The sequence below is a fragment of the Streptococcus pseudopneumoniae genome (genome assembly GCF_001073085.1).
GTDB classification, from domain to species: Bacteria; Bacillota; Bacilli; order Lactobacillales; family Streptococcaceae; genus Streptococcus; species Streptococcus pseudopneumoniae_M.
The window spans coordinates 21,636-48,205 of record NZ_JVFV01000027.1; the positions used below are offsets into that span (position 1 = coordinate 21,636).

39 protein-coding genes and 1 pseudogene are annotated in these 26,570 nt (G+C 40.5%); 1 reads left to right on the top strand and 39 read right to left on the bottom strand.

The genetic code is table 11. The features are described from left to right. Window positions 1-12 precede the first annotated feature (12 nt). The 38 genes from rpmJ to ADH90_RS11580 all read right to left on the bottom strand — a co-directional run bounded on the left by rpmJ (window position 13) and on the right by ADH90_RS11580 (window position 23,983). Window positions 13-129, bottom strand: a complete 117-nt coding sequence (rpmJ, locus tag ADH90_RS05435; protein ID WP_001808836.1) for a 50S ribosomal protein L36 — start codon at window positions 127-129, stop codon at window positions 13-15. Between the two features lie 24 nt (window positions 130-153). Next, a complete protein-coding gene (gene infA / locus ADH90_RS05440; RefSeq protein WP_001029883.1) occupies window positions 154-372 on the bottom strand; it encodes a translation initiation factor IF-1 in 219 nt (72 codons plus the stop codon). 117 nt (window positions 373-489) lie between these two features. Continuing rightward, on the bottom strand, window positions 490-1,128 hold the full coding sequence (locus ADH90_RS05445; RefSeq protein ID WP_049530290.1) for an adenylate kinase: 639 nt from the start codon (window positions 1,126-1,128) through the stop codon (window positions 490-492). Between the two features lie 155 nt (window positions 1,129-1,283). Beyond that, window positions 1,284-2,594, bottom strand: coding sequence for a preprotein translocase subunit SecY (secY, locus tag ADH90_RS05450; RefSeq protein ID WP_000465405.1), 1,311 nt, complete (start codon window positions 2,592-2,594; stop codon window positions 1,284-1,286). A gap of 12 nt (window positions 2,595-2,606) precedes the next feature. Beyond that, window positions 2,607-3,047: a 50S ribosomal protein L15 gene (gene rplO, locus ADH90_RS05455; RefSeq protein ID WP_000766087.1), complete on the bottom strand. Its 441-nt coding sequence runs from the start codon at window positions 3,045-3,047 to the stop codon at window positions 2,607-2,609. Between the two features lie 144 nt (window positions 3,048-3,191). Next, window positions 3,192-3,374 (bottom strand): 50S ribosomal protein L30, encoded by a 183-nt coding sequence (gene rpmD, locus ADH90_RS05460; RefSeq protein WP_000057241.1) that lies wholly within the window; start codon window positions 3,372-3,374, stop codon window positions 3,192-3,194. 13 nt (window positions 3,375-3,387) lie between these two features. Beyond that, window positions 3,388-3,882: a 30S ribosomal protein S5 gene (rpsE, locus tag ADH90_RS05465; RefSeq protein WP_000874203.1), complete on the bottom strand. Its 495-nt coding sequence runs from the start codon at window positions 3,880-3,882 to the stop codon at window positions 3,388-3,390. A gap of 17 nt (window positions 3,883-3,899) precedes the next feature. Beyond that, on the bottom strand, window positions 3,900-4,256 hold the full coding sequence (rplR, locus tag ADH90_RS05470) for a 50S ribosomal protein L18 (RefSeq protein ID WP_000624044.1): 357 nt from the start codon (window positions 4,254-4,256) through the stop codon (window positions 3,900-3,902). An 83-nt stretch (window positions 4,257-4,339) separates the two neighbouring features. After that, window positions 4,340-4,876, bottom strand: coding sequence for a 50S ribosomal protein L6 (gene rplF / locus ADH90_RS05475; protein ID WP_000086627.1), 537 nt, complete (start codon window positions 4,874-4,876; stop codon window positions 4,340-4,342). Window positions 4,877-5,196: 320 nt separating this feature from the next. Then, a complete protein-coding gene (rpsH, locus tag ADH90_RS05480) occupies window positions 5,197-5,595 on the bottom strand; it encodes a 30S ribosomal protein S8 (protein ID WP_000245504.1) in 399 nt (132 codons plus the stop codon). 211 nt (window positions 5,596-5,806) lie between these two features. Further along, a complete protein-coding gene (locus ADH90_RS05485; protein ID WP_001085699.1) occupies window positions 5,807-5,992 on the bottom strand; it encodes a type Z 30S ribosomal protein S14 in 186 nt (61 codons plus the stop codon). A gap of 17 nt (window positions 5,993-6,009) precedes the next feature. After that, window positions 6,010-6,552, bottom strand: a complete 543-nt coding sequence (gene rplE / locus ADH90_RS05490) for a 50S ribosomal protein L5 (protein WP_000013542.1) — start codon at window positions 6,550-6,552, stop codon at window positions 6,010-6,012. Between the two features lie 23 nt (window positions 6,553-6,575). Further along, the gene (gene rplX, locus ADH90_RS05495) at window positions 6,576-6,881 is read right to left on the bottom strand and encodes a 50S ribosomal protein L24 (protein ID WP_000497691.1); all 306 of its coding nucleotides are present in this window, start codon (window positions 6,879-6,881) and stop codon (window positions 6,576-6,578) included. A gap of 177 nt (window positions 6,882-7,058) precedes the next feature. Then, window positions 7,059-7,427: a 50S ribosomal protein L14 gene (gene rplN / locus ADH90_RS05500; protein ID WP_000616548.1), complete on the bottom strand. Its 369-nt coding sequence runs from the start codon at window positions 7,425-7,427 to the stop codon at window positions 7,059-7,061. A 25-nt stretch (window positions 7,428-7,452) separates the two neighbouring features. Continuing rightward, entirely contained in the window at window positions 7,453-7,713 is a 261-nt protein-coding gene (gene rpsQ, locus ADH90_RS05505) for a 30S ribosomal protein S17 (protein WP_000440801.1), read from the bottom strand. Window positions 7,714-7,737: 24 nt separating this feature from the next. Next, on the bottom strand, window positions 7,738-7,944 hold the full coding sequence (gene rpmC, locus ADH90_RS05510) for a 50S ribosomal protein L29 (RefSeq protein WP_000772918.1): 207 nt from the start codon (window positions 7,942-7,944) through the stop codon (window positions 7,738-7,740). 9 nt (window positions 7,945-7,953) lie between these two features. After that, complete coding sequence (gene rplP, locus ADH90_RS05515) at window positions 7,954-8,367, bottom strand: 50S ribosomal protein L16 (RefSeq protein ID WP_000960948.1); 414 nt, start codon at window positions 8,365-8,367, stop codon at window positions 7,954-7,956. A 3-nt stretch (window positions 8,368-8,370) separates the two neighbouring features. After that, window positions 8,371-9,024: a 30S ribosomal protein S3 gene (gene rpsC / locus ADH90_RS05520; protein ID WP_000529936.1), complete on the bottom strand. Its 654-nt coding sequence runs from the start codon at window positions 9,022-9,024 to the stop codon at window positions 8,371-8,373. Window positions 9,025-9,036: 12 nt separating this feature from the next. Continuing rightward, entirely contained in the window at window positions 9,037-9,381 is a 345-nt protein-coding gene (rplV, locus tag ADH90_RS05525; RefSeq protein ID WP_000818137.1) for a 50S ribosomal protein L22, read from the bottom strand. 11 nt (window positions 9,382-9,392) lie between these two features. Next, on the bottom strand, window positions 9,393-9,674 hold the full coding sequence (rpsS, locus tag ADH90_RS05530) for a 30S ribosomal protein S19 (protein WP_000533766.1): 282 nt from the start codon (window positions 9,672-9,674) through the stop codon (window positions 9,393-9,395). Window positions 9,675-9,777: 103 nt separating this feature from the next. After that, window positions 9,778-10,611, bottom strand: coding sequence for a 50S ribosomal protein L2 (gene rplB / locus ADH90_RS05535; protein ID WP_000512914.1), 834 nt, complete (start codon window positions 10,609-10,611; stop codon window positions 9,778-9,780). A 17-nt stretch (window positions 10,612-10,628) separates the two neighbouring features. Next, window positions 10,629-10,925, bottom strand: a complete 297-nt coding sequence (locus ADH90_RS05540) for a 50S ribosomal protein L23 (protein ID WP_001055347.1) — start codon at window positions 10,923-10,925, stop codon at window positions 10,629-10,631. Then, entirely contained in the window at window positions 10,925-11,548 is a 624-nt protein-coding gene (gene rplD / locus ADH90_RS05545) for a 50S ribosomal protein L4 (RefSeq protein ID WP_000024549.1), read from the bottom strand. The genes ADH90_RS05540 and rplD overlap by 1 nt, the downstream gene beginning before the upstream one ends. A gap of 24 nt (window positions 11,549-11,572) precedes the next feature. Continuing rightward, window positions 11,573-12,199: a 50S ribosomal protein L3 gene (gene rplC, locus ADH90_RS05550; protein ID WP_000160197.1), complete on the bottom strand. Its 627-nt coding sequence runs from the start codon at window positions 12,197-12,199 to the stop codon at window positions 11,573-11,575. A gap of 216 nt (window positions 12,200-12,415) precedes the next feature. Continuing rightward, window positions 12,416-12,724 carry a 30S ribosomal protein S10 gene (gene rpsJ / locus ADH90_RS05555; protein WP_001284513.1) on the bottom strand — a complete coding sequence of 103 codons (309 nt, stop codon included), beginning with the start codon at window positions 12,722-12,724 and terminating at the stop codon, window positions 12,416-12,418. Window positions 12,725-12,988: 264 nt separating this feature from the next. Beyond that, window positions 12,989-13,612 (bottom strand): uridine kinase family protein, encoded by a 624-nt coding sequence (locus ADH90_RS05560; RefSeq protein WP_049530291.1) that lies wholly within the window; start codon window positions 13,610-13,612, stop codon window positions 12,989-12,991. Then, window positions 13,609-14,205, bottom strand: a complete 597-nt coding sequence (gene nrdG, locus ADH90_RS05565) for an anaerobic ribonucleoside-triphosphate reductase activating protein (protein ID WP_007555199.1) — start codon at window positions 14,203-14,205, stop codon at window positions 13,609-13,611. Before nrdG ends, ADH90_RS05560 begins: the two co-directional genes overlap by 4 nt. A 4-nt stretch (window positions 14,206-14,209) precedes the next feature. Beyond that, on the bottom strand, window positions 14,210-14,710 hold the full coding sequence (locus ADH90_RS05570) for a GNAT family N-acetyltransferase (RefSeq protein ID WP_049530294.1): 501 nt from the start codon (window positions 14,708-14,710) through the stop codon (window positions 14,210-14,212). Between the two features lie 37 nt (window positions 14,711-14,747). After that, window positions 14,748-14,888 (bottom strand): hypothetical protein, encoded by a 141-nt coding sequence (locus ADH90_RS11395; RefSeq protein WP_000521609.1) that lies wholly within the window; start codon window positions 14,886-14,888, stop codon window positions 14,748-14,750. 11 nt (window positions 14,889-14,899) lie between these two features. After that, window positions 14,900-17,107, bottom strand: coding sequence for an anaerobic ribonucleoside-triphosphate reductase (gene nrdD / locus ADH90_RS05580; RefSeq protein WP_049530295.1), 2,208 nt, complete (start codon window positions 17,105-17,107; stop codon window positions 14,900-14,902). Window positions 17,108-17,265: 158 nt separating this feature from the next. Further along, window positions 17,266-18,819, bottom strand: coding sequence for a damage-inducible protein CinA (locus ADH90_RS05585; RefSeq protein WP_049530296.1), 1,554 nt, complete (start codon window positions 18,817-18,819; stop codon window positions 17,266-17,268). A gap of 44 nt (window positions 18,820-18,863) precedes the next feature. Next, entirely contained in the window at window positions 18,864-18,998 is a 135-nt protein-coding gene (locus tag ADH90_RS11705; protein WP_261674327.1) for a hypothetical protein, read from the bottom strand. An 89-nt stretch (window positions 18,999-19,087) separates the two neighbouring features. Continuing rightward, window positions 19,088-21,004, bottom strand: a complete 1,917-nt coding sequence (gene mnmG, locus ADH90_RS05590; protein ID WP_049530297.1) for a tRNA uridine-5-carboxymethylaminomethyl(34) synthesis enzyme MnmG — start codon at window positions 21,002-21,004, stop codon at window positions 19,088-19,090. Beyond that, entirely contained in the window at window positions 20,994-21,425 is a 432-nt protein-coding gene (locus ADH90_RS05595; protein ID WP_049530298.1) for an NUDIX hydrolase, read from the bottom strand. Before ADH90_RS05595 ends, mnmG begins: the two co-directional genes overlap by 11 nt. Window positions 21,426-21,433: 8 nt before the next feature. Then, window positions 21,434-21,889, bottom strand: a complete 456-nt coding sequence (locus tag ADH90_RS05600; protein WP_049530299.1) for an NUDIX hydrolase — start codon at window positions 21,887-21,889, stop codon at window positions 21,434-21,436. Between the two features lie 148 nt (window positions 21,890-22,037). Beyond that, entirely contained in the window at window positions 22,038-22,469 is a 432-nt protein-coding gene (locus ADH90_RS05605) for an SseB family protein (protein ID WP_049530300.1), read from the bottom strand. Between the two features lie 21 nt (window positions 22,470-22,490). Then, window positions 22,491-23,612: a tRNA 2-thiouridine(34) synthase MnmA gene (gene mnmA, locus ADH90_RS05610; protein WP_049530301.1), complete on the bottom strand. Its 1,122-nt coding sequence runs from the start codon at window positions 23,610-23,612 to the stop codon at window positions 22,491-22,493. Window positions 23,613-23,776: 164 nt separating this feature from the next. Further along, a complete protein-coding gene (locus ADH90_RS11580) occupies window positions 23,777-23,983 on the bottom strand; it encodes a hypothetical protein (protein WP_080982627.1) in 207 nt (68 codons plus the stop codon). Between the two features lie 847 nt (window positions 23,984-24,830). On the opposite strand from ADH90_RS11580, the pseudogene ADH90_RS05620 reads away from it, so the two are divergent. Continuing rightward, window positions 24,831-25,694, top strand: a pseudogene (locus tag ADH90_RS05620) (helix-turn-helix domain-containing protein). A gap of 51 nt (window positions 25,695-25,745) precedes the next feature. Here ADH90_RS05620 and ADH90_RS05625 read toward each other — a convergent pair. Continuing rightward, on the bottom strand, window positions 25,746-26,363 hold the full coding sequence (locus tag ADH90_RS05625) for a LysM peptidoglycan-binding domain-containing protein (RefSeq protein WP_049530304.1): 618 nt from the start codon (window positions 26,361-26,363) through the stop codon (window positions 25,746-25,748). Between the last annotated feature and the right edge of the window lie 207 nt (window positions 26,364-26,570).

The following is a 26,570-nucleotide window of genomic DNA, read 5'->3' on the forward strand; positions in this document are numbered from 1 at the left end:
CTCCTTTCTATCTTATCCTTGACGTTGTTTGTGTTTTGGATTTGCTGGGCAAATTACCATAACACGACCATTACGACGAATAACTTTACAGTATTCGCAAATTGGTTTGACCGATGGTCTTACTTTCATTTCTTATCCCTCCAAGTTTTTCGATTATTTAAAGCGGTAAGTGATACGTCCACGTGTCAAGTCATATGGACTCATTTCGACAGTAACACGATCTCCCGCTAAAATACGAATATAGTTTTTACGAATTTTACCAGAAACTGTTGCTAAAATCTGATGTCCATTTTCAAGTTCAACCGTAAACATTGCATTCGGCATAGTATCAACTACTTTACCTTCAACTTCAATCACATCGTCTTTTGCCACGCAAAAGTACCTCCATAAATTTCGATTTGATGCCTCTAGGCACAGAGACAACAATTATAAGTCAGACTAATTCAGTATAACATTTGTAGAAACATTTTGCAAGCATGAAAAACGCTTTTATTTCAAATTTGTCAATACTTTTTCGATATCTGCAAATACATCATTGATATCTTGATTACCTTCGATATCATGTACCAAACCTTTAGCGCGATAGTGGGCAATAATCGGTTCACCTTGGGCAATATTGACATCCAAACGACGTTTTACTGTTTCAGGTTTGTCATCTTCACGTTGGTAATAGTCTTCTTCTTTGTAGTCAACTGGTGGGTTGAAAACTTTGTGGAAAGTTTCGCCAGTTTCACGATGAATGATACGACCACTCAAACGTTCGAGTAGACATGATGGATCTACTTCAATATTGATTACACCCTCAAGTTCAAGACCAAGGTCTACCAAAATTTGATCCAAAGCGTGTGCTTGTTCAATGGTACGAGGGAAACCGTCTAAGAGGAATCCTTTATCCTTAATGTCATCTTGAGCCAAACGTTCTTTAACGATACCGTTTGTAACTTCATCTGGAACCAACTCGCCTTGGTCGATATAAGACTTAGCTAAGACACCCATTTCAGTTTGGTTAGCCATTGCCGCACGGAACATATCACCTGTTGAGATATGAGCAACATGGAATTGTTCAACAATTTTTGCTGCTTGTGTACCCTTACCTGCACCAGGTAAGCCCATAATCAAAAGATTCATGATTCAAACTCCTTTTTTATTTTTAAATAGAAGCAAAAATTCATTTCAACTCCTATTTAAAAACAAAATAGAAGAGAGGAGATAAAAATCTGACAAGGTCTTTGATTTTTAAACTCCACTCTCTGAGCAATAGTGAATTTTCTTTTCTATTACAATTATTCTGTTGTATTCATGAAACCAACATACTTACGTTTCAATAAATAACCTTCCAATTGTTTAATTCCTTCAATACCTGTTGAGATAATGATCAAAAGACTTGTTCCCCCAAAAGCAACGACTTCTGAAAGACCGAATAAATCCTTAGCTACAATAGGTAAAATAGAAATAACACCTAAGAAGAGGGAACCGACTGTTGCGAGACGACGAAGAAGTTTTGACATATACTCTTCTGTCCCTTTACCAGGACGGACACCGTGGATATAAGCACCGCTCTTTTGCAAATTTTCTGCTGCCTTCTCTGGATTAATCTGTACAAATGTATAGAAGAATGTAAAGAGGATAATCAACAGAGCGTACAAAGCGATACCTGTAGGAGCTGTTGTAGATAGTAACTCCTGAGCACTACGTACCCAGGCCCAATCAAGACCAGATGCACTTACAAATTGTAAAATTGCCGCTGGTGCTGCTGTAATTGAGCTAGCAAAGATAACTGGAATAACTCCAGCAGGGTTAATCTTCAATGGAAGATAGGAACTTGACGGTGCTCCTTGTGCTACCTTAGTATACTGAATTGGTATCTTATATTCAGCTTGTTGAACATAAGTTGTAAAGTAAACAATCAATAAGACTGCTACGATTAAGATAGCAACAAAAATGAGGGATGAAGTCAAGCGGTCGCTTGGTACGTTGACAAAATAATCAACATAGATACCCTTAATCATATCAGGAATTGAAGCAACAATCCCCGCAAAGATAATCATGGAAACACCATTCCCATAACCCTTATCAGTAATTTGCTCTCCCAACCAAGTTACAATCATACTACCCGCTGTTAGGATTGCTCCAATCACAAGGAAAACTTGTGGTGTTAGAGGAACAGTCAACAGTTTGGCTCCAGATAAAGCATTAAAACCAGCTGTAATTCCGATAGATTGCACGAATGCAAGAACAAGGGCAATATATCGAGTTGCCTGGTTCAACTTTCTACGACCAACTTCCCCTTGTTTGCCCCACTCTACAAACTTTGGTAATAAATCCATTTGTAAGAGTTGGACAACGATAGAAGCAGTAATGTATGGACTAACACCAAGTGCAAAAACTGAAAAGTTTTTCATGGCATTACCAGACACCAAACTTAACATATTTAGAAAAGATAGACCACTCAAAGCATTCAAGCTATTGGCATTCACCCATGGAACTGTAATACTAGTCCCGATACGGAAGACCAAAACGATAAAAATTGTAAAAAGAATTTTTGATCGAACTTGCTTGACCTTGAGAGCTTCTCTCAATAATTTAAAAAACATAGGTCACCTCTCTTAGATGACTTCTACTGAACCACCTTTAGCAGTGATAGCTTCTTCAGCTGATTTAGAGAATTTAGCTGCTTTCACAGTCAATTTCTTAGTCAACTCACCGTTACCAAGAATTTTAATACCTGATTTTTCAGCTTTAACAATTCCTGCTTCGATAAGAACAACTGGAGTAACTTCAGCACCATCTTCAAAGACGTTCAATTGGTCAAGGTTCACAATTGCGTATTCTTTAGCGTTGATGTTAGTGAATCCACGTTTTGGAAGACGACGGAACAATGGAGTTTGTCCACCTTCAAACCCAAGGCGAACTCCGCCACCGCTACGAGCTTTTTGGCCTTTTTGACCACGACCAGATGTTTTACCGTTACCTGATGAAGTACCACGACCAACGCGGTTGCGTACTTTACGAGAACCTTCTGCAGGTTTCAATTCATGAAGTTTCATTTTTATTTTCTCCTCTTTTGTAAAATGCTAGCGCCGATAAGGGAGAAAAGGTTGTCTCCCCCATCAACTCGCCTATACGACGTCATCATAGATGACTATATCTAGTTTTAGGGGATGGTATAGTGCACATCCCCTAAAAATTCATTAGTTTACTTCTTCAACTGTTACCAAGTGAGATACTGCTGTGATCATACCACGGATAGCAGCGTTATCTTCTTTAATAACAGAGCTGTTCAATTTGCCAAGTCCAAGTGCTACAACAGTTTTACGTTGTGATGGAATGCGTCCGATTGGAGACTTAGTCAAAGTAATTTTAATTTGAGCCATTTTATCCCCTTTCTTATGCTAAATCAGAAACTGAGATACCACGAAGGGCAGCAACTTCTTCAGCGCGTTTCAATTGTTTCAAACCTTCAACAGTTGCGCGAACAATGTTGATTGGAGTATTTGAGCCAAGAGATTTAGATGTAACATCAGCTACACCTGCCAACTCGATAACGGCACGAACAGCACCACCAGCGGCAACTCCAGAACCTTCTACAGCTGGTTTCAACAATACTTTAGCTCCACCGAATTCTGAAATAACTTCGTGTGGGATTGTTGTTCCAACCATAGGAACTTCGATCAAGTTTTTCTTAGCATCTTCTACTGCTTTGCGGATTGCTTCTGGAACTTCTTGAGCTTTACCAGTACCAAATCCTACGCGACCGTTGTGGTCACCAACGACTACAAGAGCTGCAAAACGAAGACGACGTCCACCTTTAACAACTTTAGTAACACGGTTAACAGCAACTACGCGTTCTTCTAATTCAACTGCATTGTCTTTAAATGCCATTTTCTAGTGTCCTCCTATTAGAATTTCAATCCGTTTTCACGAGCTGCATCAGCCAAAGCTTTCACACGTCCGTGATATAGATATCCACCGCGGTCGAACACCACTTCTGAAATACCTTTAGCGTTTGCACGTTCTGCAACGAGTTTACCGACAGCAACGGCTTGTTCAGTTTTTGTTCCTTTTGAAACTTCTTTGTCAAGAGTTGAAGCACTTGCGAGCGTTACACCCGCTACGTCATCAATAACTTGAGCGTAGATGCCTGTATTAGAACGGAATACGTTCAAACGTGGGCGATCAGCAGTTCCAGAGAGTTTTCCGCGAACGCGACGGTGGCGTTTTTGGCGGAGTTTGTTTTTATCTGGTTTAGAAATCACAGTTTTCACCTCTTTAGTTTTAAATCGTGTGCTATGCACAAAGTTGGAAAATATGCTGGTGGTTGAAGATCAACCACTCAACATTATTTACCTGTTTTACCTTCTTTAAGACGAACGTATTCGCCAACGTAACGGATACCTTTACCTTTATAAGGTTCTGGTGAGCGAAGGCTACGTACGTAAGCAGCTGTTTGACCAACTACTTCTTTTGAAATTCCGCTGATAACAATGTTTGTTGGGTTTGGAAGTTCAAAAGTAATTCCTTCTGGAGCTTCAACTTCGTCTGGATGAGATTTACCAACAGCCAAGACAAGTTTGTTTCCTTGAAGTTGTGCACGGTAACCAACCCCACGCATTTCAAGTTGTTTCTTGAATCCTTCTGATACTCCAACAACCATATTGTTCAAAAGGGCACGAGTAGTTCCGTGGATAGTTTTCATTTCTTTTGAATCGTTTGGACGGTGAAGAGTTACTTCAGTTCCTTCCACACGGATTTCAATATCTTTTGAGAACTCACGAGTAAGTTCTCCTTTAGGTCCTTTTACAGTTACAACGTTGTCATTGTTAGTGATTTCAACACCAGCAGGCAACACGATAACTTTATTACCAATACGTGACATGTTTTTATTCTCCTGTTAAATTGTCAGGCCATGACGGCCAGTTTTCACGGGGAACTAAGATACAGAGGGCGTTATAAAGTCAAAGTGAAAATAGAAAACTTGAAGAAGAAACTGAAGTTTCTAGGAAAGTTTATCTTTTTCACACAGACTTTAGCCCATGTTCAATTAGTTCATTAATTAAACCAGATACCAAATTCGTTCATTAGCTGAACTGAACACGCTCTAAGAACTGTGCAAAATAGATAAGTTGGCTTGTTTGTAAACAAACTGCTCCAACTTCCTAATTTTGCTTTGTTCTTTACGAGCTTTGTATCTTGATTTTACCAAACGTAAGCGATAACCTCACCACCAACGTTCTTTTGGCGTGCTTCTTTATCAGTAAGCAAACCTTCAGAAGTTGAAAGGATAGCAATTCCAAGTCCGTTAAGTACTTTTGGAAGGTCTTCACGTTTTTTGTAGACACGAAGTCCTGGTTTAGAAACACGTTTCAAGTTTGTGATAACTTTTTCACCGTTTGGTCCGTATTTAAGGAATACACGGATGATTCCTTGTTTGTCATCTTCGATGATTTCTACGTTCTTAACAAAACCTTCGCGTTTAAGGATTTCTGCAATCCCTTTTTTGATGTTTGATGCAGGTACTTCAAGTACTTCGTGTTTTGCTTGGTTAGCGTTACGAATACGAGTTAGGAAGTCTGCGATTGGGTCAGTCATAACCATTTTATTTTCTCCTCTTACTAGTAGTTTGCAAGTTGCACTTGCTAGTTAATGATTGAGCTGGGCTCAGATTGTATTGACACATTCAAACAAGATAATCTCATTTGAACACGAGCTACAACCTGGGCAAAAAAGATAGATTTGTCTTGGAGCATCGCTCCTGCACCAAATCTCCTATTTTTGCTGGGGTTGTTACGCTCTTTGTATCATGATATTACCAAGATGCTTTTGTTACACCAGGGATTTGTCCTTTATATGCCAATTCACGGAAGCAAACACGGCAAAGTTTAAACTTGCGGTAAACTGAGTGTGGACGTCCACAACGTTCACAGCGAGTGTATGCTTGAGTAGAGAACTTCGCTGGGCGTTTGTTCTTAGCAATCATAGATTTTTTAGCCATTAGTTATACCTCCTATATTATTTTGCAAAAGGCATTCCAAGGCCTGTAAGCAATGCACGTGACTCTTCGTCAGTGTTAGCAGTTGTTACGATAACGATGTCAAGACCACGAGTTTTGTCAACGTCATCAAAGTTGATTTCTGGGAAAATCAATTGTTCTTTCACACCAAGAGTGTAGTTTCCGCGTCCATCAAATGATTTTGTTGGAACACCGTGGAAGTCACGCACACGTGGAAGTGAAACTGAAACCAATTTATCCAAGAATTCGTACATACGTTCACCACGAAGGGTAACTTTTGCACCGATCGCTACACCTTCACGAAGACGGAAGCCGGCGATTGATTTTTTAGCTTTAGTGATAAGTGGTTTTTGACCTGAGATAAGCGCCAATTCTTCAGCAGCTTTTTCAAGACTTTTAGCGTTTGATACAGCTTCACCAACACCCATGTTCAAAACGATCTTATCTACTTTAGGCACAGCCATCACTGATGAGTAGTTGAATTGTTCTGTCAAAGCAGGAACTACTTCATTAAGATATTTTTCTTTTAAACGATTTGCCATTATACTTCTCCTTTCCTTCGTGATTAATCAAGCACTTCGCCTGATTTTTTGTTGTAGCGAACTTTTTTACCGTCTACAAATTTGTAACCAACACGACCAGCTACACCATTTTTGTCCAAAACTTGAACGTTTGATACGTGGATAGCTGCTTCTTTCTCGATGATACCACCTTGAGGAAGCTCGTTAGTTGGACGTTGGTGTTTCTTAACGATGTTAACACCTTCAACGATAACTTTGTTTACTTTTGGAAGGGCAGTAAGGACAACAGCTTCTGTTCCCTTATCTTTACCAGCGATTACGCGAACTTTGTCGCCTTTTTTTACAAACATTTTTTTCTCCTTTTATTCTTACGCCCAATGGGCACCCTGGCTATGTCAGGGGACTGTGTTTGTTTGTTTTTGCTCTGTGAAAATTAAAGCAAACCTTCGTCAGTTTCAACTCACCTAACTTAAGTTATGCTTTCGTCTTACTTCCTAGACTTGTTTTAATTTTCTTTGAGCAATCAATTAAAGTACTTCTGGAGCAAGTGACACGATCTTCATGAAGCCACCTTCACGCAATTCACGTGCAACTGGGCCAAAGATACGTGTTCCGCGAGGAGTTTTATCTTCACGGATGATAACTGCTGCATTTTCGTCAAATTTGATGTATGAACCATCAGCACGACGAGCACCTGATTTAGTACGAACGATAACTGCTTTAACAACGTCACCTTTTTTAACCGCACCACCAGGAGTAGCTTGTTTTACAGATGCCACAATAACATCACCGATGTTCGCAAATTTACGTTTAGAACCACCAAGAACTTTGATAGTCAAGATTTCGCGTGCACCGCTGTTGTCTGCGACTTTCAAACGAGTTTCTGTTTGAATCATTTCAGTTTTCTCCTTTCAGGTTTGATTAGATGATAACCGCTTCTTCAACGACTTCTACAAGACGGAAACGTTTTGTAGCTGAAAGCGGACGAGTTTCCATGATACGTACGATATCGCCTTCTTTGGCAACATTGTTTTCATCATGTGCTTTGTATTTTTTAGAGTAGTTAATACGTTTACCATAGACTGGGTGGTTACGTTTTGTTTCAACTACAACTGTGATTGTCTTGTCCATTTTGTCAGATACAACACGTCCAACAAGAACTTTACGATTATTGCGTTCCATTGAAATTTCTCCTTCCCTAGTCTATTATTTCGCTTCAGATTGAACTGTTTTGATACGAGCGATTTGTTTTTTAACTTCTTTCAAGCGAGCTGTTTGTTCTAATTGACCAGTAGCAGCTTGGAAACGAAGTTCAAACAATTCTTTTTTCAATTCGTTTTCGCGCTTCGCGAGTTCTTCTTGAGAAAGACCACGAAGTTCTTTAACAAATTCTTTTACTTCATTAAGTTTCATGCCTTCTCCTTATTCTGCTTCACGTTTTACGAATTTACATTTAACTGGCAATTTGTGGCTTGCAAGACGAAGCGCTTCGCGAGCGATCTCTTCAGATACACCTGCAACTTCAAACATTACTTTACCACGTTTAACTGGTGCTACCCAACCTTCAGGTGCCCCTTTACCAGATCCCATACGAACCCCGATAGCCTTAGCTGTGTATGATTTGTGTGGGAAGATTTTAATCCAAACTTTACCACCACGTTTCATGTAACGAGTCATGGCGATACGAGCAGCTTCGATTTGGCGATTAGTGATCCAATGGCTAGTTGTAGCTTGAAGACCGTATTCACCGAATGCTACTTCTTTTCCACCTTTAGCTTCACCGCGCATTTTACCACGGAATTCACGACGGTGTTTAACACGTTTAGGTACTAACATTGGTTATTTACCTCCTTTAGTGTTTTTACGAGCTGGAAGAACTTCACCACGGTAGATCCATACTTTAACACCAAGTTTACCATATGTAGTGTCTGCTTCTTCCCAAGCATAATCGATATCTGCACGAAGTGTGTGAAGTGGAACAGTTCCCTCAGAGTATCCTTCAGCACGGGCGATATCTGCACCGTTCAAACGACCTGATACTTGAGTTTTGATTCCTTTAGCTCCAGCACGCATTGCACGTTGGATTGCTTGTTTTTGTGCACGACGGAAAGCAACACGTTGCTCCAATTGACGAGCAATTCCTTCACCAACAAGGTGAGCATCCAAATCAGGTTGTTTGATTTCGATGATGTTGATGTGTACTTGTTTTCCAGTCAATTTGTTAAGTTTAGCACGAAGTGCATCAACGTTAGCACCACCTTTACCGATAACCATACCTGGTTTAGCAGTGTGAAGTGAAACGTTAACTTTGTTTACTGCGCGTTCGATTTCAATAGTTGAAACAGCTGCGTCAGCAAGTTCTTTTTGAACGAATTTACGGATTGCAAGATCTTCATGAAGGTAATCCGCGTATTCTTTTTCAGCATACCATTTGGCATCCCAATCACGGATGATGCCGACACGCATACCAATTGGATGTACTTTTTGACCCACGATTTTACCTCCTTATTTTTCTGCAACAGCTACAGTGATGTGAGCTGTACGTTTGTTGATTGGTGAAGCTGAACCTTTCGCACGTGGACGGAAACGTTTCATAGTTGGTCCTTCGTTTGCGAATGCTTCAGATACTACCAAGTTAGCTTTATCCAAACCAAAGTTGTTTTCAGCGTTAGCTACAGCTGAGTTCAAAACTTTCAAGATGATTTCAGCAGCTTTGTTTGGAGTGAATGTCAAAATTGCGATTGCATCGGCTACGCTTTTACCACGGATGTTGTCAAGAACAAGACGTGATTTACGAGGTGAAACACGTACTGTGCGAGCCATTGCTTTAGCTGAAGTAATTTCTGCCATTTATGTTCTCCTTATTTTCTACGTGTCTTCTTGTCGTCTGCGGCGTGACCTTTGTAAGTACGAGTTGGTGCGAATTCACCAAGCTTGTGACCTACCATGTCTTCTTGGATGTAAACAGGTACGTGTTTACGTCCATCATAAACTGCGATAGTGTAACCAATGAAACTTGGGAAGATCGTTGAACGACGTGACCAAGTTTTGATAACTTTTTTCTTTTCGTCGTTAGCTTGAGCTTCAACTTTTTTCATCAAATGCTCATCGACGAAAGGTCCTTTTTTAAGACTGCGTCCCATTTTTATATTTTCTCCTTTAAATGTTGTACCACAGCGGCTTGCGCTCACAAGGAGCGCTACCGAGCTGGCGGAATTTCTAGTTGCTTAAGCGACTAGTTTTAAATTATTTCTCGTTGCGACGACGAACGATAAGTTTGTCAGATTTCGCTTTCTTGTTACGAGTTTTAAGACCAAGAGCAGGTTTGCCCCATGGAGTAGATGGTGCTTTACGACCAACTGGTGCTTTACCTTCACCACCACCGTGTGGGTGGTCGTTAGGGTTCATTACAGAACCACGAACTGTTGGACGGATACCTTTCCAACGGCTACGTCCTGCTTTACCAAGGTTTACAAGTCCATGTTGTTCGTTTCCGACAACACCAACTGTAGCACGACAAGTTCCAAGAATCATACGAACTTCGCCTGATTGAAGACGAACAAGAACGTATTTACCTTCTTGTCCCAACACTTGAGCAGAAGCTCCAGCAGCACGAACCAATTCACCACCACGACCTGGTTTCAACTCAATGTTGTGAACCAAAGTACCAACTGGGATGTTAGCAAGTGGAAGAGCGTTACCTACTTTGATATCTGCTTCAGGACCTGAAACGATACGTTGACCAACTTCAAGACCTTTTGGAGCGATGATGTATGCTTTCACACCGTCAGTGTAGTGTACAAGAGCGATGTTTGCAGAACGGTTTGGATCGTACTCGATAGTTTTAACAACTGCTTCAACGTTATCTTTGTTACGTTTAAAGTCAACCAAACGGTAGAAACGTTTGTGCCCACCACCTTGGTGACGAACAGTGATACGACCGTTGTTGTTACGACCAGCCTTGTTCTTCAAAGCAACAAGCAAAGTTTTTTCTGGTGTGCTTGTTGTGATTTCAGCGAAATCCAAAGAAGTCATATTACGGCGACCGTTTGTTGTTGGTTTATAAACACGAATTCCCACGATATTTCCTCCTTAGATTATTCAGCTTCAGCAGCAAACAACTCGATTGCTTTTGAATCAGCTGTAAGAGTGATGATAGCTTTTTTAGTTTTGTTAGTAAAACCAGTGTAACGTCCAACACGTTTAGCTTTAGGTTTTACGTTGATTGTGTTAACATTTGCAACTTTAACACCTTCGAAAGCAGCTTCAACAGCTTGCTTGATCAAAAGTTTGTGTGCACGAGTGTCAACTTCAAATACATATTTGCCTGCTTCAAGTTGAGCCATTGAGCTTTCAGTGATTACAGGTTTTTTGATAACATCATACAAATTCATTATGCAAGAACCTCCTCGATTTTAGAGATAGCTGCTTGAGTAACAAGAAGTTTGTCACTATTTGCGATGTCAAGAACACTTGCAGTTGTAGCAGTCGCAACTTTCACGTTTGGAAGGTTACGAGCTGAAAGAGCTGCGAATTCGTTTCCTTCTTCAAGAATAACAAGGACTTTAGAATCGATGCTCAAAGCTGCAAGAACTTTTGCAAATTCAGCAGTTTTTGGAGCTGTAAATTCAAGAGAATCAACGGCTACAAATTTGTTTTCAGCAACTTTTTCTGAGTAAACAGATTTTAGTGCAAGGCGACGAACTTTTTGAGGAAGTTTGTACGCATAGCTACGTGGAGTTGGTCCGAAGACGATTCCACCACCACGCCATTGTGGAGAGCGGATAGAACCTTGACGAGCACGTCCAGTTCCTTTTTGACGCCATGGTTTGCGTCCGCCACCTGAAACGGCTGAACGGTTTTTAACAGCGTGAGTTCCTTGACGAAGGCTAGCACGTTGGCTGATGATGACATCAAACACAACAGATTGGTTTGGTTCGATACCAAAGATTGCATCGTTAAGAACAACTTCGCCCGCTTGTTTACCAGTTTGGTCGAATAATGTTACATTTGCCATTTTGACTGTATTCCCCTTTCCTTATTATTTACCAGCTTTAACTGCTGATTTGATAGTGATAAGAGATTTCTTAGCACCTGGTACGTTACCTTTGATAAGAATAACGTTCTTTTCTGGAACAACTTGTACAACTTCAAGGTTTTGAATTGTTACACGGTCGCCACCCATACGTCCTGCAAGGTTTTTACCTTTGAATACGCGGTTAGGTGCAACAGGTCCCATAGAACCTGGACGACGGTGGTAACGAGAACCGTGAGCCATAGGTCCACGTGATTGTCCGTGGCGTTTGATAACACCTTGGAAACCTTTACCTTTAGAAGTACCAGTTACGTCAACAACATCTCCAGCTGCGAAAGTTTCAACTGTGATTTCAGCACCAACTTCCAAGCCTTCAACGTTTTTGAATTCACGAATGAAGCGCTTAGGAGCCGTGTTAGCTTTTGCTACATGTCCTTTAGCAGGTTTGTTGCTCAATACTTCGCGTTTGTCATCGAAACCAACTTGGATAGCGTTGTACCCGTCTGTTTCAACAGTTTTAACTTGAAGAACAACGTTTGGAGTTGCTTCAATAACTGTTACAGGGATCAATTCGCCAGCTTCAGTGAAGATTTGAGTCATTCCCACTTTTTTCCCTAAGATTCCTTTTGTCATGAGAAAATAGTTCCTTTTCTATATTTTTTATTCAAAAAGTTTTTAACGAGCGTTTTTTATGCTCAAGTCTAAGATACAAAGGGCGTCAAACTCAAAGTGAAAATAGGAAACTGACGCAGTGTCTAACAGACACTAGGAAGTTTATCTTTTTCACACCGAGTTTAGCCCGTGTTCAATTAAATTGAAACACTAGCCTCTGCTCTTTTATATTTTAAATTAAAGTTTGATTTCTACGTTTACACCACTTGGAAGATCCAATTTCATCAAAGCGTCAACTGTTTTTTGAGTTGGGTTAACGATATCGATCAAACGTTTGTGTGTACGCATTTCAAATTGTTCGCGAGAGTCTTTGTATTTGTGAGTCGCACGAATGATTGTGTAGAGGCTACGCTCAGTTGGAAGTGGGATTGGACCCGCAACTTGTGCACCTGTACGAGTAGCTGATTCTACGATTTTTGCAGCCGCTGTGTCAAGCGTACGGTGTTCGTAAGCTTTCAAACGGATACGGATTTTTTTGTTTGCCATCTTTTTCTCCTTTTCGTCTATTTAAGATAATAGGCTAGCTCCACAAGAAAACCGACGTGCGTTGCGTGGCAATGCAACCGAGCGTGTCGCAACCTCTTGCATCAAAGCTAAAGCTGTAATTTACAGCACCATAATAGAATAACACAAAGCCCCTGCGATTGCAAGGGATTTGACAGGATTTTTTAAATTTTTTAGATGAAACTGTTTTCTTATTCCATTTTAATAAATTTACATATTTAAGTGCTGGATTATCTGACTTTTCTTCTATATAATCTTAGTTTTAATTTGAAATTTATCATCTGATTGATCTACCAAGATATCTGCTCTTGATTCGGTTTCTTTATAGTATTGTAGATACTGCATCCGTCTCATCTGCTGACTAGCCAATATAAATTTTGAATCACAATTTCTCACAGTCGTATCTCGAGCTAGTCGCCTCTTTAATTCGGTCTCCTCATCCGTGTAGAAACAAATGGTTTTGTCAAAGAGTTCCTTGGGTAGAAAACCCACAGACATCCCTTCAACTATCAGAATTGGTTTTGCTCCCGATAAGACCTCACTAGCCTTCCAAGGTTCTTCTATTGTCAAGACATCCATACCCGCCTGCAAAGCGAGGATATCTCTTTGTAAACTTGCCAGCTCATGCGCTACTGGTAAACATGCTGTCACCTTTTGGTCCGGTGTCTCTTTAGGTACCACTAAATGTCGTTCCGAAGTAATATAGGGATCTGTCTCTAGTAAATTTACCTTTTTGAAATCAAGTTCTTGGTACAATTCTTGAGCAAAAGTTGATTTCCCTGAAGCTCCATGACCGTAAATACCCAGCGTTTTTACTTTTCCAGACTCTATTTCTGATACTAGTCTTTCTACTAACTCTTTTTTCTTCATTCTCTCTTCACCTGTTCATAGCTTTGCTTCCCATCATTAAGCTTGTCCCAAATAACTACTTTTCCACTTTGCAGAGATTTTTGGACATCGATAATCCGCTGATTAGAAGAGCCTCGGAACTGGAGCATGAGATTGCGCTTGCTTTTATCATAGCGTCCATCGACCAGGATATCAATCAGCGACAAGAGCTCCAGTTTATCAGGTGTCTCCAACATCATCTCTTCCCATGTGTATCCCGTCCAAGACCAGATGTCTTTTTCTGGCAATTCTTTCCGGATACGTTTCACGAGAGGCAAGAGTATTCCTGTATTGAGGAAAGGTTCTCCTCCTAATAAAGTCAATCCTTGAACATAGGGTTGGGCCAGATCTGCCATGATTTGTTCTTCTAACTCTGGCGTATATGGGATACCAGCATTGAAAGACCAGGTCGCAACATTATAACAGCCCTCGCAGTGAAACATACAACCTGCTACATAGAGAGAATTGCGCACTCCCTCTCCATCGACAAAGTTAAAAGCCTTATAGTCAATGATGCGCCCTTGACTGAGTTCTTCACTCTTCCACTCGCCTGGTTTTGGGGTATTCCATGTCATCCTTCTACTCCAACTCTATCCAATAGCGCTCCGTTCCATTACGAACATCCTCATAGACACCGCCGTTAGCTAAGATAACAGCTCGGCTGGCAGGATTTTCCGTGCTACAAGTCACAAGCGCTCGTTTGATATTCTTTTCCTTGGCAATTTGTAGACCTTGTCGGAGGGACTCTTTGGCGTAGCCCTTGCCTCTTTCAGACGGTCGGATGGAATAGCCAATATGACCACCTTCTTCCAATAAGAAGTCATTGAGACGTAATCGAAGGTTGAGGAATCCAACTGCTTTACCATCTTTTGCAAAAGCAACTAACTGAATATCAGGCACCCACCCTTCAGGCAAATTAATCCCCATTTCATGATTCTGGTTACTTTCCAACCACTTTTCGTAGTCAAAGTTCTCAGTATCCCAAAAGCCGCCATCGTGGGCTGATTGGCTCTTTTCAAACTCTGCCATCATCTCTAAAACTGTTTCTTTATCTGCTAATCTTGGTCTGCGTAGTATCATTTTTACCTCCAATTAAGAGAAAAGCGAGAGCGGACTCTCACTTTTTCTTATTCTTATTTAAAAATTGCTCTCTTAGGCTAGCCACTCGGTCTTTTTTATTGCCTCCACCTTTTGAATGTTTCTCGTGGAACCGTTGAACCAAGGCCTTGCCCTTATCGTCTAATTGATATTTTCCCATTCTATCTCTTTCTAATTTTTTACTTCATGTCCAGCTGTTTTGATAGTAGAACCGTTCATGTGTTTGACACGCGCAGCAATTTCCTTGTGGCGTCCATTAACCATCGGACGCGCTTGTGGATTCCCAAGATAACCACAGGTCCGTTTAACAACATCTACTGTTTTAGGATCGTTATTCCCACAGTTAGGACAAGCAAAGCCTCTCTCAGTTGGCTCAAAATCTCCTTCAAAATCACACTTGTAGCAACGGTCAATTGGAGTATTAGTTCCGAGATAACCTACACGGTCATAAGCATAATCCCAAACAGCTTCCAAGGCCTTTGGATTTTGTTGAAGAACTGGATACTCACAGTAGTGGATAAAGCCACCTGATGCACCCGCTTCTGGATAAACCTTTTCAAAATCTAGTTTTTCAAAAGGAGTTGGATTTTTACGCACATCATAATGGAAGGAATTTGTGTAGTATTCTTTATCAGTAATGTCTGGAATAGAGCCAAATTTCTCTGTATCCAAACGACAGAAGCGGTCTGTCAGACTTTCAGACGGTGTTGAATAAATAGAGAAGTGATACCCATATTGGTCTGACCACTCTTCTACTCGATGTTTCATATCTCGAATGATATCAAGGGTGAATTCTTTAGCTTCTGGATTGGTTTCCCAATTGTTGCCAAAGAATACTGTCGCTACTTCATAAAGTCCAATGTAGCCAAGCGAAACAGTAGCACGACGGTTCTTAAAGAGCTCGTCAACACTTTCTTCTTTACCAAGACGACGTCCGAAGGCACCATATTGATAAAGAATTGGTGCATTAGCTGGAGTGGCTTCCTTGGTTCTTTCCACACGATAAACCAAGGCATCTTCCGCGATATTCATACGCTCATTGAAAATTTCCCAGAACTTATTCATGTCGCCTTCTGATTCGAGGGCAATACGAGGGAGATTGACCGTCACCACCCCTAGATTCATACGGCCAGAGTTAACTTCAACTCCATTTTCATCCTTCCATCCTTGAAGGAATGAACGACATCCCATCGGAACCTTGAAGGAACCTGTCAATTCGATAATCTTATCGTAAGACAAGACATCGGGGTACATGCGTTTAGTTGCGCATTCGAGCGCCAACTTCTTGATATCGTAGTTCGGTGAACCTTCCTCCAAGTTAAGTCCTCTTTTAAGAGTGAAGATCAATTTAGGGAAGATAGCTGTACGGTGTTCTGAACCCAGCCCCTTGATTCGAATGTTCAAGATAGCCTTTTGAATTTCGCGTTCAAAACGATTGGTTCCTAGACCAAAACCAAGAGAAGTAAAGGGTGTTTGCCCATTTGAAGTGAAGAGAGTATTGATTTCATACTCTAGAGATTGCATGGCATCATAGATATCTTTTTGGGTTTTCTTCCAGGCGTACTCCTCACGCTTGTCAGGTAGTACCCATTCCTCTGCATCTTTGAGGTGTTTTTGGTAATTTTTTTCTGCATAAGGAGCCAAGACTTCATCAATACGGTCTGCTGAACAGCCTCCATACTGACTTGATGCAACGTTGGCGATGATTTGCGATATCTGAGCAGTTGCGGTCTGAATAGACTTAGGACTCTCTACCTCAGCATTCCCAATCTTAAAACCATTTTCCAACATGCCCTTGAAATCAATCAGACAGCAGTTGGTCATCGGGGTGTAAGGGCTATAGTCCAAATCGTGATAGTGGATATCCCCTTTTTGGTGGGCATTAGCCACATGCTTAGGAAGCATTTGAAGACCGATTGATTTCCCAACAATCCCCGCCGTCAAATCACGCTGGGTATTAAAAACATCACTATCTTTATTAGCATTCTCATTGACAACTGCCTGATCTTTGTTGAGAAGTTTATGGATACTGAAGTTGATATCTGTTGCTTTTGAGCGCTCAAAATCCCTTTGAGTTCGATAAGTGATATATTCCTCTGCCAAGGCATATTCTTTAGCTTCCAATAACTCATGTTCTACGATGTTTTGGATTTCATAAATTTTTACACCTTGAGGAAAGCGACTATGAATCTCTTCTACAATACGTTCAATTAGAGTATTAAGACGCTTTTCTACCAAGGGGGTTACATCCATGACTTTTTCTGCAGCCTTGTGTAAGGCTTTATCAATCTTATCTACATCAAAAATGACGCGTCTACCGTCGCGCTTTTCAACAAATAAGGTTGGATCAGGGTTTGTTTTTTCTTCCAATACAATCATATCCAGGCTCTTTTCTTAAATATTCTTTCTTAAAGTATTATATCACTATAAAAATAAAAATCAATATCTAGTATTAAAATTCCTATTTTCATAAAATTTACACTAGATATTGATTATTTTATTTTAATTTGTAAAGTTTACACTAGATATTGATTATTTTATTTTAATTTGTAAAGTTTAAAGTCTTTGAATTCACTTTGAACTGGTTGGTAGCTTTCTGCTAGAAGCTGTTCCACTTCCGTCCAGAGAGCTGTTTTGGTATTGACCACAATCACTTTAGGCTGATTATCACGTAAATCATTGACAAGTTTGCTACGATTTGCATCAAGACCAGTATATAATTTTGGTGATAGCAACTGACTAGCTGCTAAACGTTCACTAGTCTTATAACCATTAGTAAGATCATCCCATATATAAATACGATCGGTTGCCTGTGTTTGTCCTTTAACCGTAGTTTCCATACGAGCACGTTCTTGATATTGTTCTGAGTGAAGAACATAACGGGCCACCAGAGGAGCCAAAAATAGGTAGACCAAAGCTAAAACTGGCAAATAGACATTACCCTGAAGAAATACTGCCCATATTGAGGGTACTTCTCGATGTTTTCTACGGCGATTAGCTCCTTCTAATTTCCCAGTTCGAATATGAGTCAATAAAAGAATGGACAAGAAAGGAAGAAGCTCAGCTATACGACTACCGTGAATCGGTTCTGTAGAGTAAATTTTCAAGCCTAGTAACAATAGGATCGCTACTGAAGTAAAAATAGATAAGACGTATTGCTTGCTTGGTTTAGACTGGAAAAGCCCTGTAAATACGAGCCTTAATCCTCCAAGACCAATTGTTAACAATCCATAAAAAAGGAGGTTGTCCAGTAAGGCTGGATTGGACATAAATTTCAAACTATCTACTGGATAGAGGATCTGACTGATAGCGTTCCCAAAACTCCCATTATAAGCCGTATAGTAACCAATTGGAAAAAAGAAGAGCGAGAATCCAAGACCAGCTGCAAAGAATTGATAGAGCCCATGAACCAAGCGACCACGCCCAATATTAAAGGCTAACAAAGCAAAGAATAAGACTAGAGCATATAAAGTTGTGACGAGAGGGGCAAAGAAGAAGGCAAGCGCCAAACTCATCCCGATACGCACGAAACCTTTGTCATGATTATACTCTACCAAATACCTAGTTACTAAACTGAGAGCGTAAAACAGGAAGGGAAGGGCCAAAATAGTGGCATAACCACCGCCAAAGCTAAGTCCTCCAGCAAGAAGATAAAAGATGGTCAACACTTGTTGCGACTGCTTGTTCTCCTCCGTCAAGGTATAAGTTGAACGGAAAAGAAAAATCCCAGCACCCACTAGAGCAAGCCAAGTAAAGGCGGCAAACAAAATACTACCCTTGCTTAGATACTGTAAAAAGTAATAGAGAAGACCACTTGTTCCAAAATAGTCTGTGTAGATATCTCCCCCTTGGTGCATAGCCCATCCGATATAAAAATCTTGTGCCTGCTCTGGGCTAGTTAGTCCTAGCAAGAAAGGAAGAACTACAGATACAAGTACAACTAGAGTGCTCCAGATTAGGATCTTAAATAATGGTAAGGGAGCAAATGAACTTGGTTCATCCTCGAAACGCTCCTCTCTCTCAACTAAATCATCCTGAATTCCCGTCCAAGATGGAGTTGGTTCCTCTTCTAATCTGCCATATACGTTCATTCATTCTCTCCTATGTTTTAATTTGTTCTAGTATATCAAAAAGTCTAAATCTTGTCAGCCTGTGGTGGCCATTTGTCTAACTTTTGACAGAGACTAGCGAAGCGTTCAATCTCATAAAAACGATGATAGGAAGCATTTTTATAGTGGTCTAAAAAATTTTTTTCTTCTACCGTCAGCATGGTCATTCCTCCTTTTCTCTTTATTCGAAAATAGAGGACGATTCTATCAAAAAAGCTGAATTCCCAAAAGAGAATTCAGCACTTTATTTTTAGTCAGCTTTCTTTTCTAAGTTTTTAGAAATGCTTCGATTTTTACCTTCTAAATACACCATAAGAATGGAGATATCTGCTGGGTTAACCCCAGAAATACGGCTAGCTTGACCGATGGTTTCTGGATTAATGAGTTTGAACTTCTGACGAGCTTCAGTCGCGATAGAGTCAATGTCATCCCAGTCGATGTTGGCTGGAATACGTTTTTCTTCCATGCGTTTCATCTTGGCAACCTGATCCATGGCTTTTGAGATGTAGCCTTCGTACTTGATTTCTGTTTCAATCAATTCGATAATCTTGTCATCTAACTCTTCAGCAGCAGGTCCGATAAAGGCCACCACATCTTGGTAAGAGACTTCTGGGCGACGAAGGAATTCCTTGGCTGTCACCGCATCTGTCAATGGCTTGAAGCCCATCTCCTCAACCTTAGCATTGGTTTCCTTGACTGGCTTGAGTTTGATGCTATCCAAACGCTTCATCTCATTGTCAAATTGGTTTTTCTTAATCTCAAATCGAGCCCAACGTTCATCATCCACAAGACCAATCTCGCGTCCCATCTCAGTCAAGCGCATATCAGCATTATCATGACGGAGAATGAGGCGATATTCAGCACGACTGGTCAAGAGACGGTAAGGTTCAATAGTTCCCTTGGTCACCAAGTCATCAATCATGACCCCGATATAACCGTCACTGCGCTTCAAAATTAACTCAGGCTTACCTTGGATTTTCAGAGCTGCATTGATCCCAGCGATAATCCCTTGGCCAGCAGCTTCTTCATAACCTGATGTTCCATTTGTCTGACCAGCAGTGAAAAGTCCTGAGATTTTCTTGGTTTCCAGAGTCGCACGCAACTGGTGTGGTAAGACCATATCATACTCAATGGCATAACCAGTTCGCATCATTTCTGCATTTTCCAAACCTTTGATAGAATGTACCAGCTCACGCTGGACATCCTCAGGCAGACTGGTTGAGAGGCCTTGCACATAGACTTCCTCTGTATTGCGCCCTTCTGGCTCAAGGAAGAGTTGGTGACGTTCCTTGTCTGCAAAGCGCACAATCTTGTCCTCAATTGACGGACAGTAACGAGGCCCTACTCCCTTGACCACACCTGTAAACATAGGCGCACGGTGGAGGTTGTTTTGGATAATCTCATGGCTGGTACCATTGGTATAGGTCAACCAGCATGGCACTTGGTCCTTGACATAGTCCTCATCACGTGAAGTGTATGAGAAGTGATTTGGCGCTTCGTCTCCTGGCTGAATCTCTGTCACATCGTAGTTGATAGAGGAAGCCTTGACACGTGGAGGCGTCCCTGTCTTGAAACGACCGATTTCGAGCCCCAGTTCCTTGAGATTGTCAGCAAGGTTAATAGAAGCTAGGCTGTGGTTAGGACCTGACGAGTACTTGAGGTCTCCGATGATGATTTCCCCACGGAGGGCTGTCCCTGTGGTCACAATAACAGCCTTGGCAGCATACTCTTGATGGGTCGCTGTACGCACACCGACAACTTTGCCGTCTTCAACTAAAATCTCATCAATCATGGTCTGACGAAGGGTTAGATTTTCTTGATTTTCAACCGTTTTGCGCATTTCCTTAGAGTAAAGCTCCTTGTCAGCCTGCGCACGAAGAGCTCGAACTGCTGGACCTTTCCCAGTGTTAAGCATCTTCATCTGGATATAAGTCTTGTCAATGGTCTTGGCCATTTCCCCACCGAGAGCGTCGACTTCACGCACAACAATTCCCTTGGCAGAACCACCGATAGAGGGATTACATGGCATGAAAGCCAACATTTCAATGTTGATGGTCGCAAGCAAGACCTTGCAACCCATACGGCTAGCTGCTAGGGATGCTTCTACCCCAGCGTGTCCCGCACCGATAACTATAATATCGTATTCTTCTATAAAATTATAAGTCATTTCTTAACCTTTCAAAAATTTCTCGCAAATAAGGAACTAACTTCTCCTCCTCTAGAGCTTGAGCCATAGTAACCCATTTAAAGTGCGTATGCTCTTCAGAATCTAATCTGATAATTGGCTTCTCCCCAACCCACTCTGCTTTATAAACTAAGCGAGTAAAGACAGTATCCTTAGAGATATCCAGTTGACTATCTTCGTGAAGAAGTTTGAGCGAACCGCTGTCTAGCCTAACTCCCGCTTCTTCAAAACATTCTCTAAGAGCTCCATCTCGTGGAAGTTCACCCTTTTCAACCCCACCACCAGGAATATCCCAGTAAGTTGGATAAACGTTGGGTTGTCCTCTTTTAATTTTCGAACGCTGAATGAGCAAATAATCACCACCACTATGAACAAGAACATGGGCAATGAGCTTAACCATCATTTTCTCTCCTATTCGTTAAGATGGATGTGTTGTAATTGTCCGTCCCAATTTGGTAAGGTAGTTTTTAAAAATGCCGGCTTAAGATTAATAGTATGTAGGTCATTTAAAGCAAGCCACCGGCAAGGTAATGGCTTCGCATCTTCTTGCATGGTTAACGGTGCATCTTCCAGCAAGTCCACTAAATAATGGAATTCGATATTATGATAGTGGACCCCAGCTTGTTCAAAGCGGTTTTCAACAATGAAAGCTAACTGAACAGCTTTAGATGCGACACCAAGTTCTTCCTTTACTTCTCGAACCACAGCATCTTCAGTAGCTTCATCCACTTGAATGGCACCTCCAATTGTATAAAAAACATCCTCATCTTCTACGACTAACAAGCGATTGTCTTTTACAATCAAGGCTGTCGCCCGAACACCAAAAACAGTATTTCCCACTTTTGTCCGAAAATCTTGTTGAATCATTTTTATCCTTTCCTTAAACGACACAAAAACAGTCAAAACTCGTAAGAAGTGCAGGACAAAAAAGCCTGCAACATCCATGAGCTTTGACCATCATTTCTATTGCTTTTATTATTGTAGCAAATTGAGAAAATTTGTCAATCTATATGTACTATGATTGGCGAATTGCTTCAAAAGCTCCTTTGTCAATCTCAACTGGGTCAGAGAAGGCATCTAGAACAATCCCTCTCACAGGAAAACTCTCCATCCCTTCCGCAGCAAACAAACAGTCCGTAAGAGGCAATTGCAACCAAGAAAATCGGGCATAATAGTCCTTGGGGATGTCCTGAATTTCTAAGAAGCAAGGATAAAAGTAGTCATCTCCCTTTTGCAGAATATCCGGTTTTAGGCGAGCGCCTTCTTGTTCGTCACTCTCATCCATCAGATAAGGATTGAAGGGAACCCAGACTTTAGCTTGCTTCAATTCCTTAAACAAGGCCTCTATCGATTCTGTCGTTTTCTCCCTCAGATACTCTTTCTTATAGTCAGAAAGAGTCATTGACTTCTCTTTTTTAGCCGTTTTTTTCTTAAAAAACTGAAACATTCTCATTCCTCTTAGAAGCTCTTAAATGTACTGACAAACCTTGCCATCACGGTAGGCATTGTCAATCAACCCACCACCGAGACACTCTTCACCGTCGTAAAAGACAACTGCCTGTCCTGGTGTGATGGCGCGCTGTGGCTCCGCAAAGATGACCTCTGCCTTATCCCCTTTGACATGTACAGTCACTTTAGAGTCAGGCTGACGATAGCGGAATTTAGCCGTGCATTCTAACGTAAATTCCTCTGGCATCTCACGAGTAAAGTGGACTTGACTAGCCTCTAAGCTTGTTGACATGAGCGAATCATGGTAGAATCCTTGGCCTACATAGAGGTTGTTTTGGCTCAAATCCTTTCCAACAACAAACCAAGGTGCATTGTCACCGCCGTGTTGTCCACCGATACCGAGTCCGCCACGCTGACCAATTGTATAATACATAAGGCCTGCATGTTCGCCCATATCGCGACCATCCACAGTCATCATGCGGCCAGGCTGAGCTGGTAAGTAGTTGCTGAGAAATTCTTTAAAGTTCTTTTCTCCGATAAAGCAAATCCCTGTTGAGTCTTTCTTCTTAGCAGTTGCAAGGCCTGCTTCTTCTGCTAGTCTGCGAACTTCAGGTTTTTCCAAATGTCCCAAAGGGAACATGGTCTTTTGGAGTTGTTCTTGTGAAAGTTGGCTGAGGAAATAGGTCTGATCCTTGCCATTGTCCACGCCACGAAGCATGTGAACGATGCCATCCTCATCACGCGACACACGGGCATAGTGCCCAGTTGCCACATAGTCTGCACCCAAGGTCATAGCATAGTCCAAAAAGGCCTTAAACTTGATTTCCTTGTTACACATAACGTCTGGATTGGGCGTGCGTCCTGCACGGTATTCCGCTAGGAAATACTCGAAAACGCGGTCCCAGTACTCTTTTTCAAAATTGACAGAGTAGTAAGGAATGCCAATCTGGTCTGCCACCGCAGCCACATCCTTGTAATCTTCGGTCGCCGTACAGACGCCGTTTTCATCTGTGTCATCCCAGTTCTTCATGAAGATACCGATCACATCGTAACCCTGCTCTTTGAGCAAAAGAGCCGTCACCGACGAATCAACACCACCACTCATCCCCACGACAACACGTGTTTTAGAGTTATCACTCATGGTAGTTCTCCCATCTATTCGTTTATTCACGATTGAAGGTCGTGTGTGCTTCACGATTGAAGGTCGTTTGAGCAGTTTTCATTATAACATGCTTGGTTGGAGAAGACAAGAAAGAGGCTGACAAATCTGGCAACCTCTTGCATAAGACACTTATTCATTCCAAACTATTCTTTATAGAAAAAAGTCCTATAAATTCGAGCAATAGTTAAAATACAAACAAATATAATTCCCAAAATAGGTAATACTATTTTCACAAAACTCATTTCCGAACCTATGACATATATATGAAAAAGAGGGGCTAGTCCTACACACATATACAATAGATAATTTATAAAGTTTATTTCACCAATTCCAGCAAAAAAATGTTTCATTTTAAATATCCCAATTTTACCTTTCGTCTTAATAATCCATTAACAACTCTATTGACTTCTCTTTTTTTTGAAAAATCTTGATAGCAAATTTACTCCACTTAAAGCCACTAAGATTTCAATCGTCAGAATTTCTCCAAGAAAAAATGCAAACTGACAAAATTCCTGCTAAAATACTATCCTCCCAGCAAATAGAGTGTCAGCAAAAATAAAACAACCGAAATTGGCAGAAAAGCAGCACGATTTGTTTTACAAAAAATGGCATAAAAAAGACTACCTATCGAAAACGTCATAATAACTTCAATAGTTATCTTTAGAGCAGGGTAATATATATTTTTAATAAAAAGAATTAAAAGGATAAACAATACCAATGAACAAAGAACGGATTTGATATAAAATTTTAAATGAGTCATAATTTTTTTTTTAGATTCTACCTACTATAGATAAAATCACCTTTCTTATTTTCTTCTCATGATATCCACTTTACTTTCTTGACTAGAATTTCTATGAATATAAATATGGTAAATGAAAAATCGGACTTCTAACTAAAAGAAATTGATGAAACATGTAAAGATTTGAGATCCTAATGAATCTACTCAATGCAGATTTTATTTTGACAGTAGTTCTATAACAACTCTAAATAACACTGGGGTTGCTAGAATCAACATAACCCCTACCACAAAGACAATGATTACCCGAAATATATCTCTATTTTTACGCATTGAAACAACCTCCAATCTTTATTTTCTAGCTACATGATACCCCATATTTAATTTCTATATTCTTATGATACAATATTTTTAATAGGATTTTATTATTTGTTAACTTTTTTCACGAAAAGGAGAAAATCATGCGCTATGATTTCGGGAAAGTATATAAAGAAATACGTGAGTCAAAAGGATTGACACAAGAAGAGGTCTGTGGAAATGTCCTTTCAAGAACCAGCCTTTCCAAGTTTGAAAGTGGCAAGGCAACTCCCAAATATGAAAACATGGAGTTTCTTCTCCGTCAAATCAATATGAGTTTTGAAGAGTTTGAATACATCTGCCATCTCTATAGACCGAGCCAGCGAACAGAAATCATGCAAACCTATCTCAATACAAGTTCCATCTTTGGTACCAGTAGTCTAGTCAATTTATTTGAAACATGCCAAGACTATCTTAAGATTCATCACGATATCCCTATAGAGGAAATCAGAGATATGCTGGAAATTGTCATTTATATCCGTCAACATGGAACAAGGCAACTTTCAATCCAAGTGAAACAAACGGTCAAAAAGCTTTGGGAAAAAATTGAAAAACAAGATACATGGTATGAAAGTGACCTAAAAATCCTCAATACCATCCTTTTTAGCTTTCCCATCGAACACCTCCATCTGATCACTGAACAAATCTTGCAGCGCTTGGAAGAATATAAAAACTATCGGCATTTATATGAATTACGAATGGCAATCCTACTCAATCTGTCCACCATTTACTTGTACAATTAAGATAAAAATACCTGTCAACAAATCTGCTACACCTTACTAGAGGATGCTAAGAAAAAGAAAAGATACGATATTTTAGCTATCGCCTATGTTCGAATAGGTATTTGTACTAGTAATGATCATCTTATTCAAAAGGGCTTCTCCCTTCTGGAGTTAACTGATGAAACCTCAATGCTATCTCACCTCAAAAAGGAAGTAGAGACCTGTTATCAAGCAAAGGAAATATAAAAAAGTCGAGGAAATCCCTCGACTTTTGCATCTTATTCTGCTAGTTAGTTCTTAGTACCAACCGTTGTTAAGCCAGAAGTTTTTAGCAGCTGACCATGAACCGTAACGTCCTGCAACGTAGGCATCTGCTACACGTTCTTGGTTTTCTGCTGAGTAGTCACCGTTCAAGTATGAATCTGTCAATTGGTAACGTCCGATGTAACGTCCGTTTGTAGCTGTGTAGCTACCGCCTGATTCTTTTTGAGCGATCCATTCTTTAGCTTCTGCTTCAGATCCGCTGACGGTTGAAGTTGATGCTGAAGTTTCTGTTGTAGCAACAGTTTCTTCTGCAACAGTTACGCTTGCTGCTGGCGCTTCATAAGTTGTTGCTTCAGAAGCTGCTGGTGCTGCTACTGGAGCTTCTGCTGTCGCAGCTGAAGTTGCTGGTGCTTCACCATCAATAACCAATACTTGGTCTACATAGATCAAATGAATATCTTTAATCTTATTTTTTTCTGCCAATTTTTCAACAGTTGTATTGTATTTTTCAGCGATTCCTGATAGAGTGTCACCTGATTTTACTGTGTAAGTTGTTGTTTCTTGTGCAAAAGTAAGTGATGGTGCAAGGAAAGCAAGCGCTGCTACCACTCCTACAAGTCCTGTTTTAATTTTGTTAGTTGTTGATTTCATATTAAAAGATTCTCCTTCTTTCTTATATTTCCATCATACCCTACTATTATTACTGTTTCTTGACGGTTTTATGTAGAAATGTTACAAGACGATGTTTTATTTCACTTAAATAGCCTCTTTTTGTTACAAAAGGCTTGATTTTAGAGGCTTTATGGGGATTTTAGATATTTGATCATGGAATTGAGCGCTTGCATCTAATCTTTGATA

Coding starts and splice junctions, on each gene's coding strand:
- ADH90_RS05585 (WP_049530296.1), bottom strand. CDS start 18,819: ATGAACGTATATGGCAGATTAGAAGAGGAACCAACTCCATCTTGGACG.
- rpsS (WP_000533766.1), bottom strand. CDS start 9,674: ATGGGACGCAGTCTTAAAAAAGGACCTTTCGTCGATGAGCATTTGATG.
- ADH90_RS05540 (WP_001055347.1), bottom strand. CDS start 10,925: ATGAATTTGTATGATGTTATCAAAAAACCTGTAATCACTGAAAGCTCA.
- nrdD (WP_049530295.1), bottom strand. CDS start 17,107: ATGATTGTATTGGAAGAAAAAACAAACCCTGATCCAACCTTATTTGTT.
- ADH90_RS05570 (WP_049530294.1), bottom strand. CDS start 14,710: ATGATACTACGCAGACCAAGATTAGCAGATAAAGAAACAGTTTTAGAG.
- ADH90_RS11580 (WP_080982627.1), bottom strand. CDS start 23,983: ATGAAACATTTTTTTGCTGGAATTGGTGAAATAAACTTTATAAATTAT.
- rplP (WP_000960948.1), bottom strand. CDS start 8,367: ATGTTAGTACCTAAACGTGTTAAACACCGTCGTGAATTCCGTGGTAAA.
- nrdG (WP_007555199.1), bottom strand. CDS start 14,205: ATGACATGGAATACCCCAAAACCAGGCGAGTGGAAGAGTGAAGAACTC.
- rplD (WP_000024549.1), bottom strand. CDS start 11,548: ATGGCAAATGTAACATTATTCGACCAAACTGGTAAACAAGCGGGCGAA.
- ADH90_RS05625 (WP_049530304.1), bottom strand. CDS start 26,363: ATGAAATCAACAACTAACAAAATTAAAACAGGACTTGTAGGAGTGGTA.
- rplO (WP_000766087.1), bottom strand. CDS start 3,047: ATGAAACTTCATGAATTGAAACCTGCAGAAGGTTCTCGTAAAGTACGC.
- ADH90_RS05595 (WP_049530298.1), bottom strand. CDS start 21,425: ATGATGGTTAAGCTCATTGCCCATGTTCTTGTTCATAGTGGTGGTGAT.
- rpmJ (WP_001808836.1), bottom strand. CDS start 129: ATGAAAGTAAGACCATCGGTCAAACCAATTTGCGAATACTGTAAAGTT.
- rplF (WP_000086627.1), bottom strand. CDS start 4,876: ATGTCACGTATTGGTAATAAAGTTATCGTGTTGCCTGCTGGTGTTGAA.
- secY (WP_000465405.1), bottom strand. CDS start 2,594: ATGTTTTTTAAATTATTGAGAGAAGCTCTCAAGGTCAAGCAAGTTCGA.
- ADH90_RS11705 (WP_261674327.1), bottom strand. CDS start 18,998: ATGCTGACGGTAGAAGAAAAAAATTTTTTAGACCACTATAAAAATGCT.
- rplV (WP_000818137.1), bottom strand. CDS start 9,381: ATGGCAGAAATTACTTCAGCTAAAGCAATGGCTCGCACAGTACGTGTT.
- mnmA (WP_049530301.1), bottom strand. CDS start 23,612: ATGAGTGATAACTCTAAAACACGTGTTGTCGTGGGGATGAGTGGTGGT.
- mnmG (WP_049530297.1), bottom strand. CDS start 21,004: ATGACTTATAATTTTATAGAAGAATACGATATTATAGTTATCGGTGCG.
- ADH90_RS11395 (WP_000521609.1), bottom strand. CDS start 14,888: ATGGGAAAATATCAATTAGACGATAAGGGCAAGGCCTTGGTTCAACGG.
- rplN (WP_000616548.1), bottom strand. CDS start 7,427: ATGATTCAAACAGAAACTCGTTTGAAAGTCGCAGACAACAGCGGTGCA.
- ADH90_RS05560 (WP_049530291.1), bottom strand. CDS start 13,612: ATGAAGAAAAAAGAGTTAGTAGAAAGACTAGTATCAGAAATAGAGTCT.
- rplE (WP_000013542.1), bottom strand. CDS start 6,552: ATGGCAAATCGTTTAAAAGAAAAATATCTTAATGAAGTAGTTCCTGCT.
- rpmD (WP_000057241.1), bottom strand. CDS start 3,374: ATGGCTCAAATTAAAATTACTTTGACTAAGTCTCCAATCGGACGCATT.
- ADH90_RS05445 (WP_049530290.1), bottom strand. CDS start 1,128: ATGAATCTTTTGATTATGGGCTTACCTGGTGCAGGTAAGGGTACACAA.
- rpmC (WP_000772918.1), bottom strand. CDS start 7,944: ATGAAACTTAATGAAGTAAAAGAATTTGTTAAAGAACTTCGTGGTCTT.
- ADH90_RS05485 (WP_001085699.1), bottom strand. CDS start 5,992: ATGGCTAAAAAATCTATGATTGCTAAGAACAAACGCCCAGCGAAGTTC.
- rpsE (WP_000874203.1), bottom strand. CDS start 3,882: ATGGCATTTAAAGACAATGCAGTTGAATTAGAAGAACGCGTAGTTGCT.
- rpsJ (WP_001284513.1), bottom strand. CDS start 12,724: ATGGCAAACAAAAAAATCCGTATCCGTTTGAAAGCTTACGAACACCGT.
- ADH90_RS05605 (WP_049530300.1), bottom strand. CDS start 22,469: ATGTTTCAGTTTTTTAAGAAAAAAACGGCTAAAAAAGAGAAGTCAATG.
- ADH90_RS05600 (WP_049530299.1), bottom strand. CDS start 21,889: ATGATTCAACAAGATTTTCGGACAAAAGTGGGAAATACTGTTTTTGGT.
- rpsQ (WP_000440801.1), bottom strand. CDS start 7,713: ATGGAACGCAATAATCGTAAAGTTCTTGTTGGACGTGTTGTATCTGAC.
- rplX (WP_000497691.1), bottom strand. CDS start 6,881: ATGTTTGTAAAAAAAGGCGACAAAGTTCGCGTAATCGCTGGTAAAGAT.
- rplC (WP_000160197.1), bottom strand. CDS start 12,199: ATGACAAAAGGAATCTTAGGGAAAAAAGTGGGAATGACTCAAATCTTC.
- rpsH (WP_000245504.1), bottom strand. CDS start 5,595: ATGGTTATGACTGACCCAATCGCAGACTTCCTAACTCGTATTCGTAAC.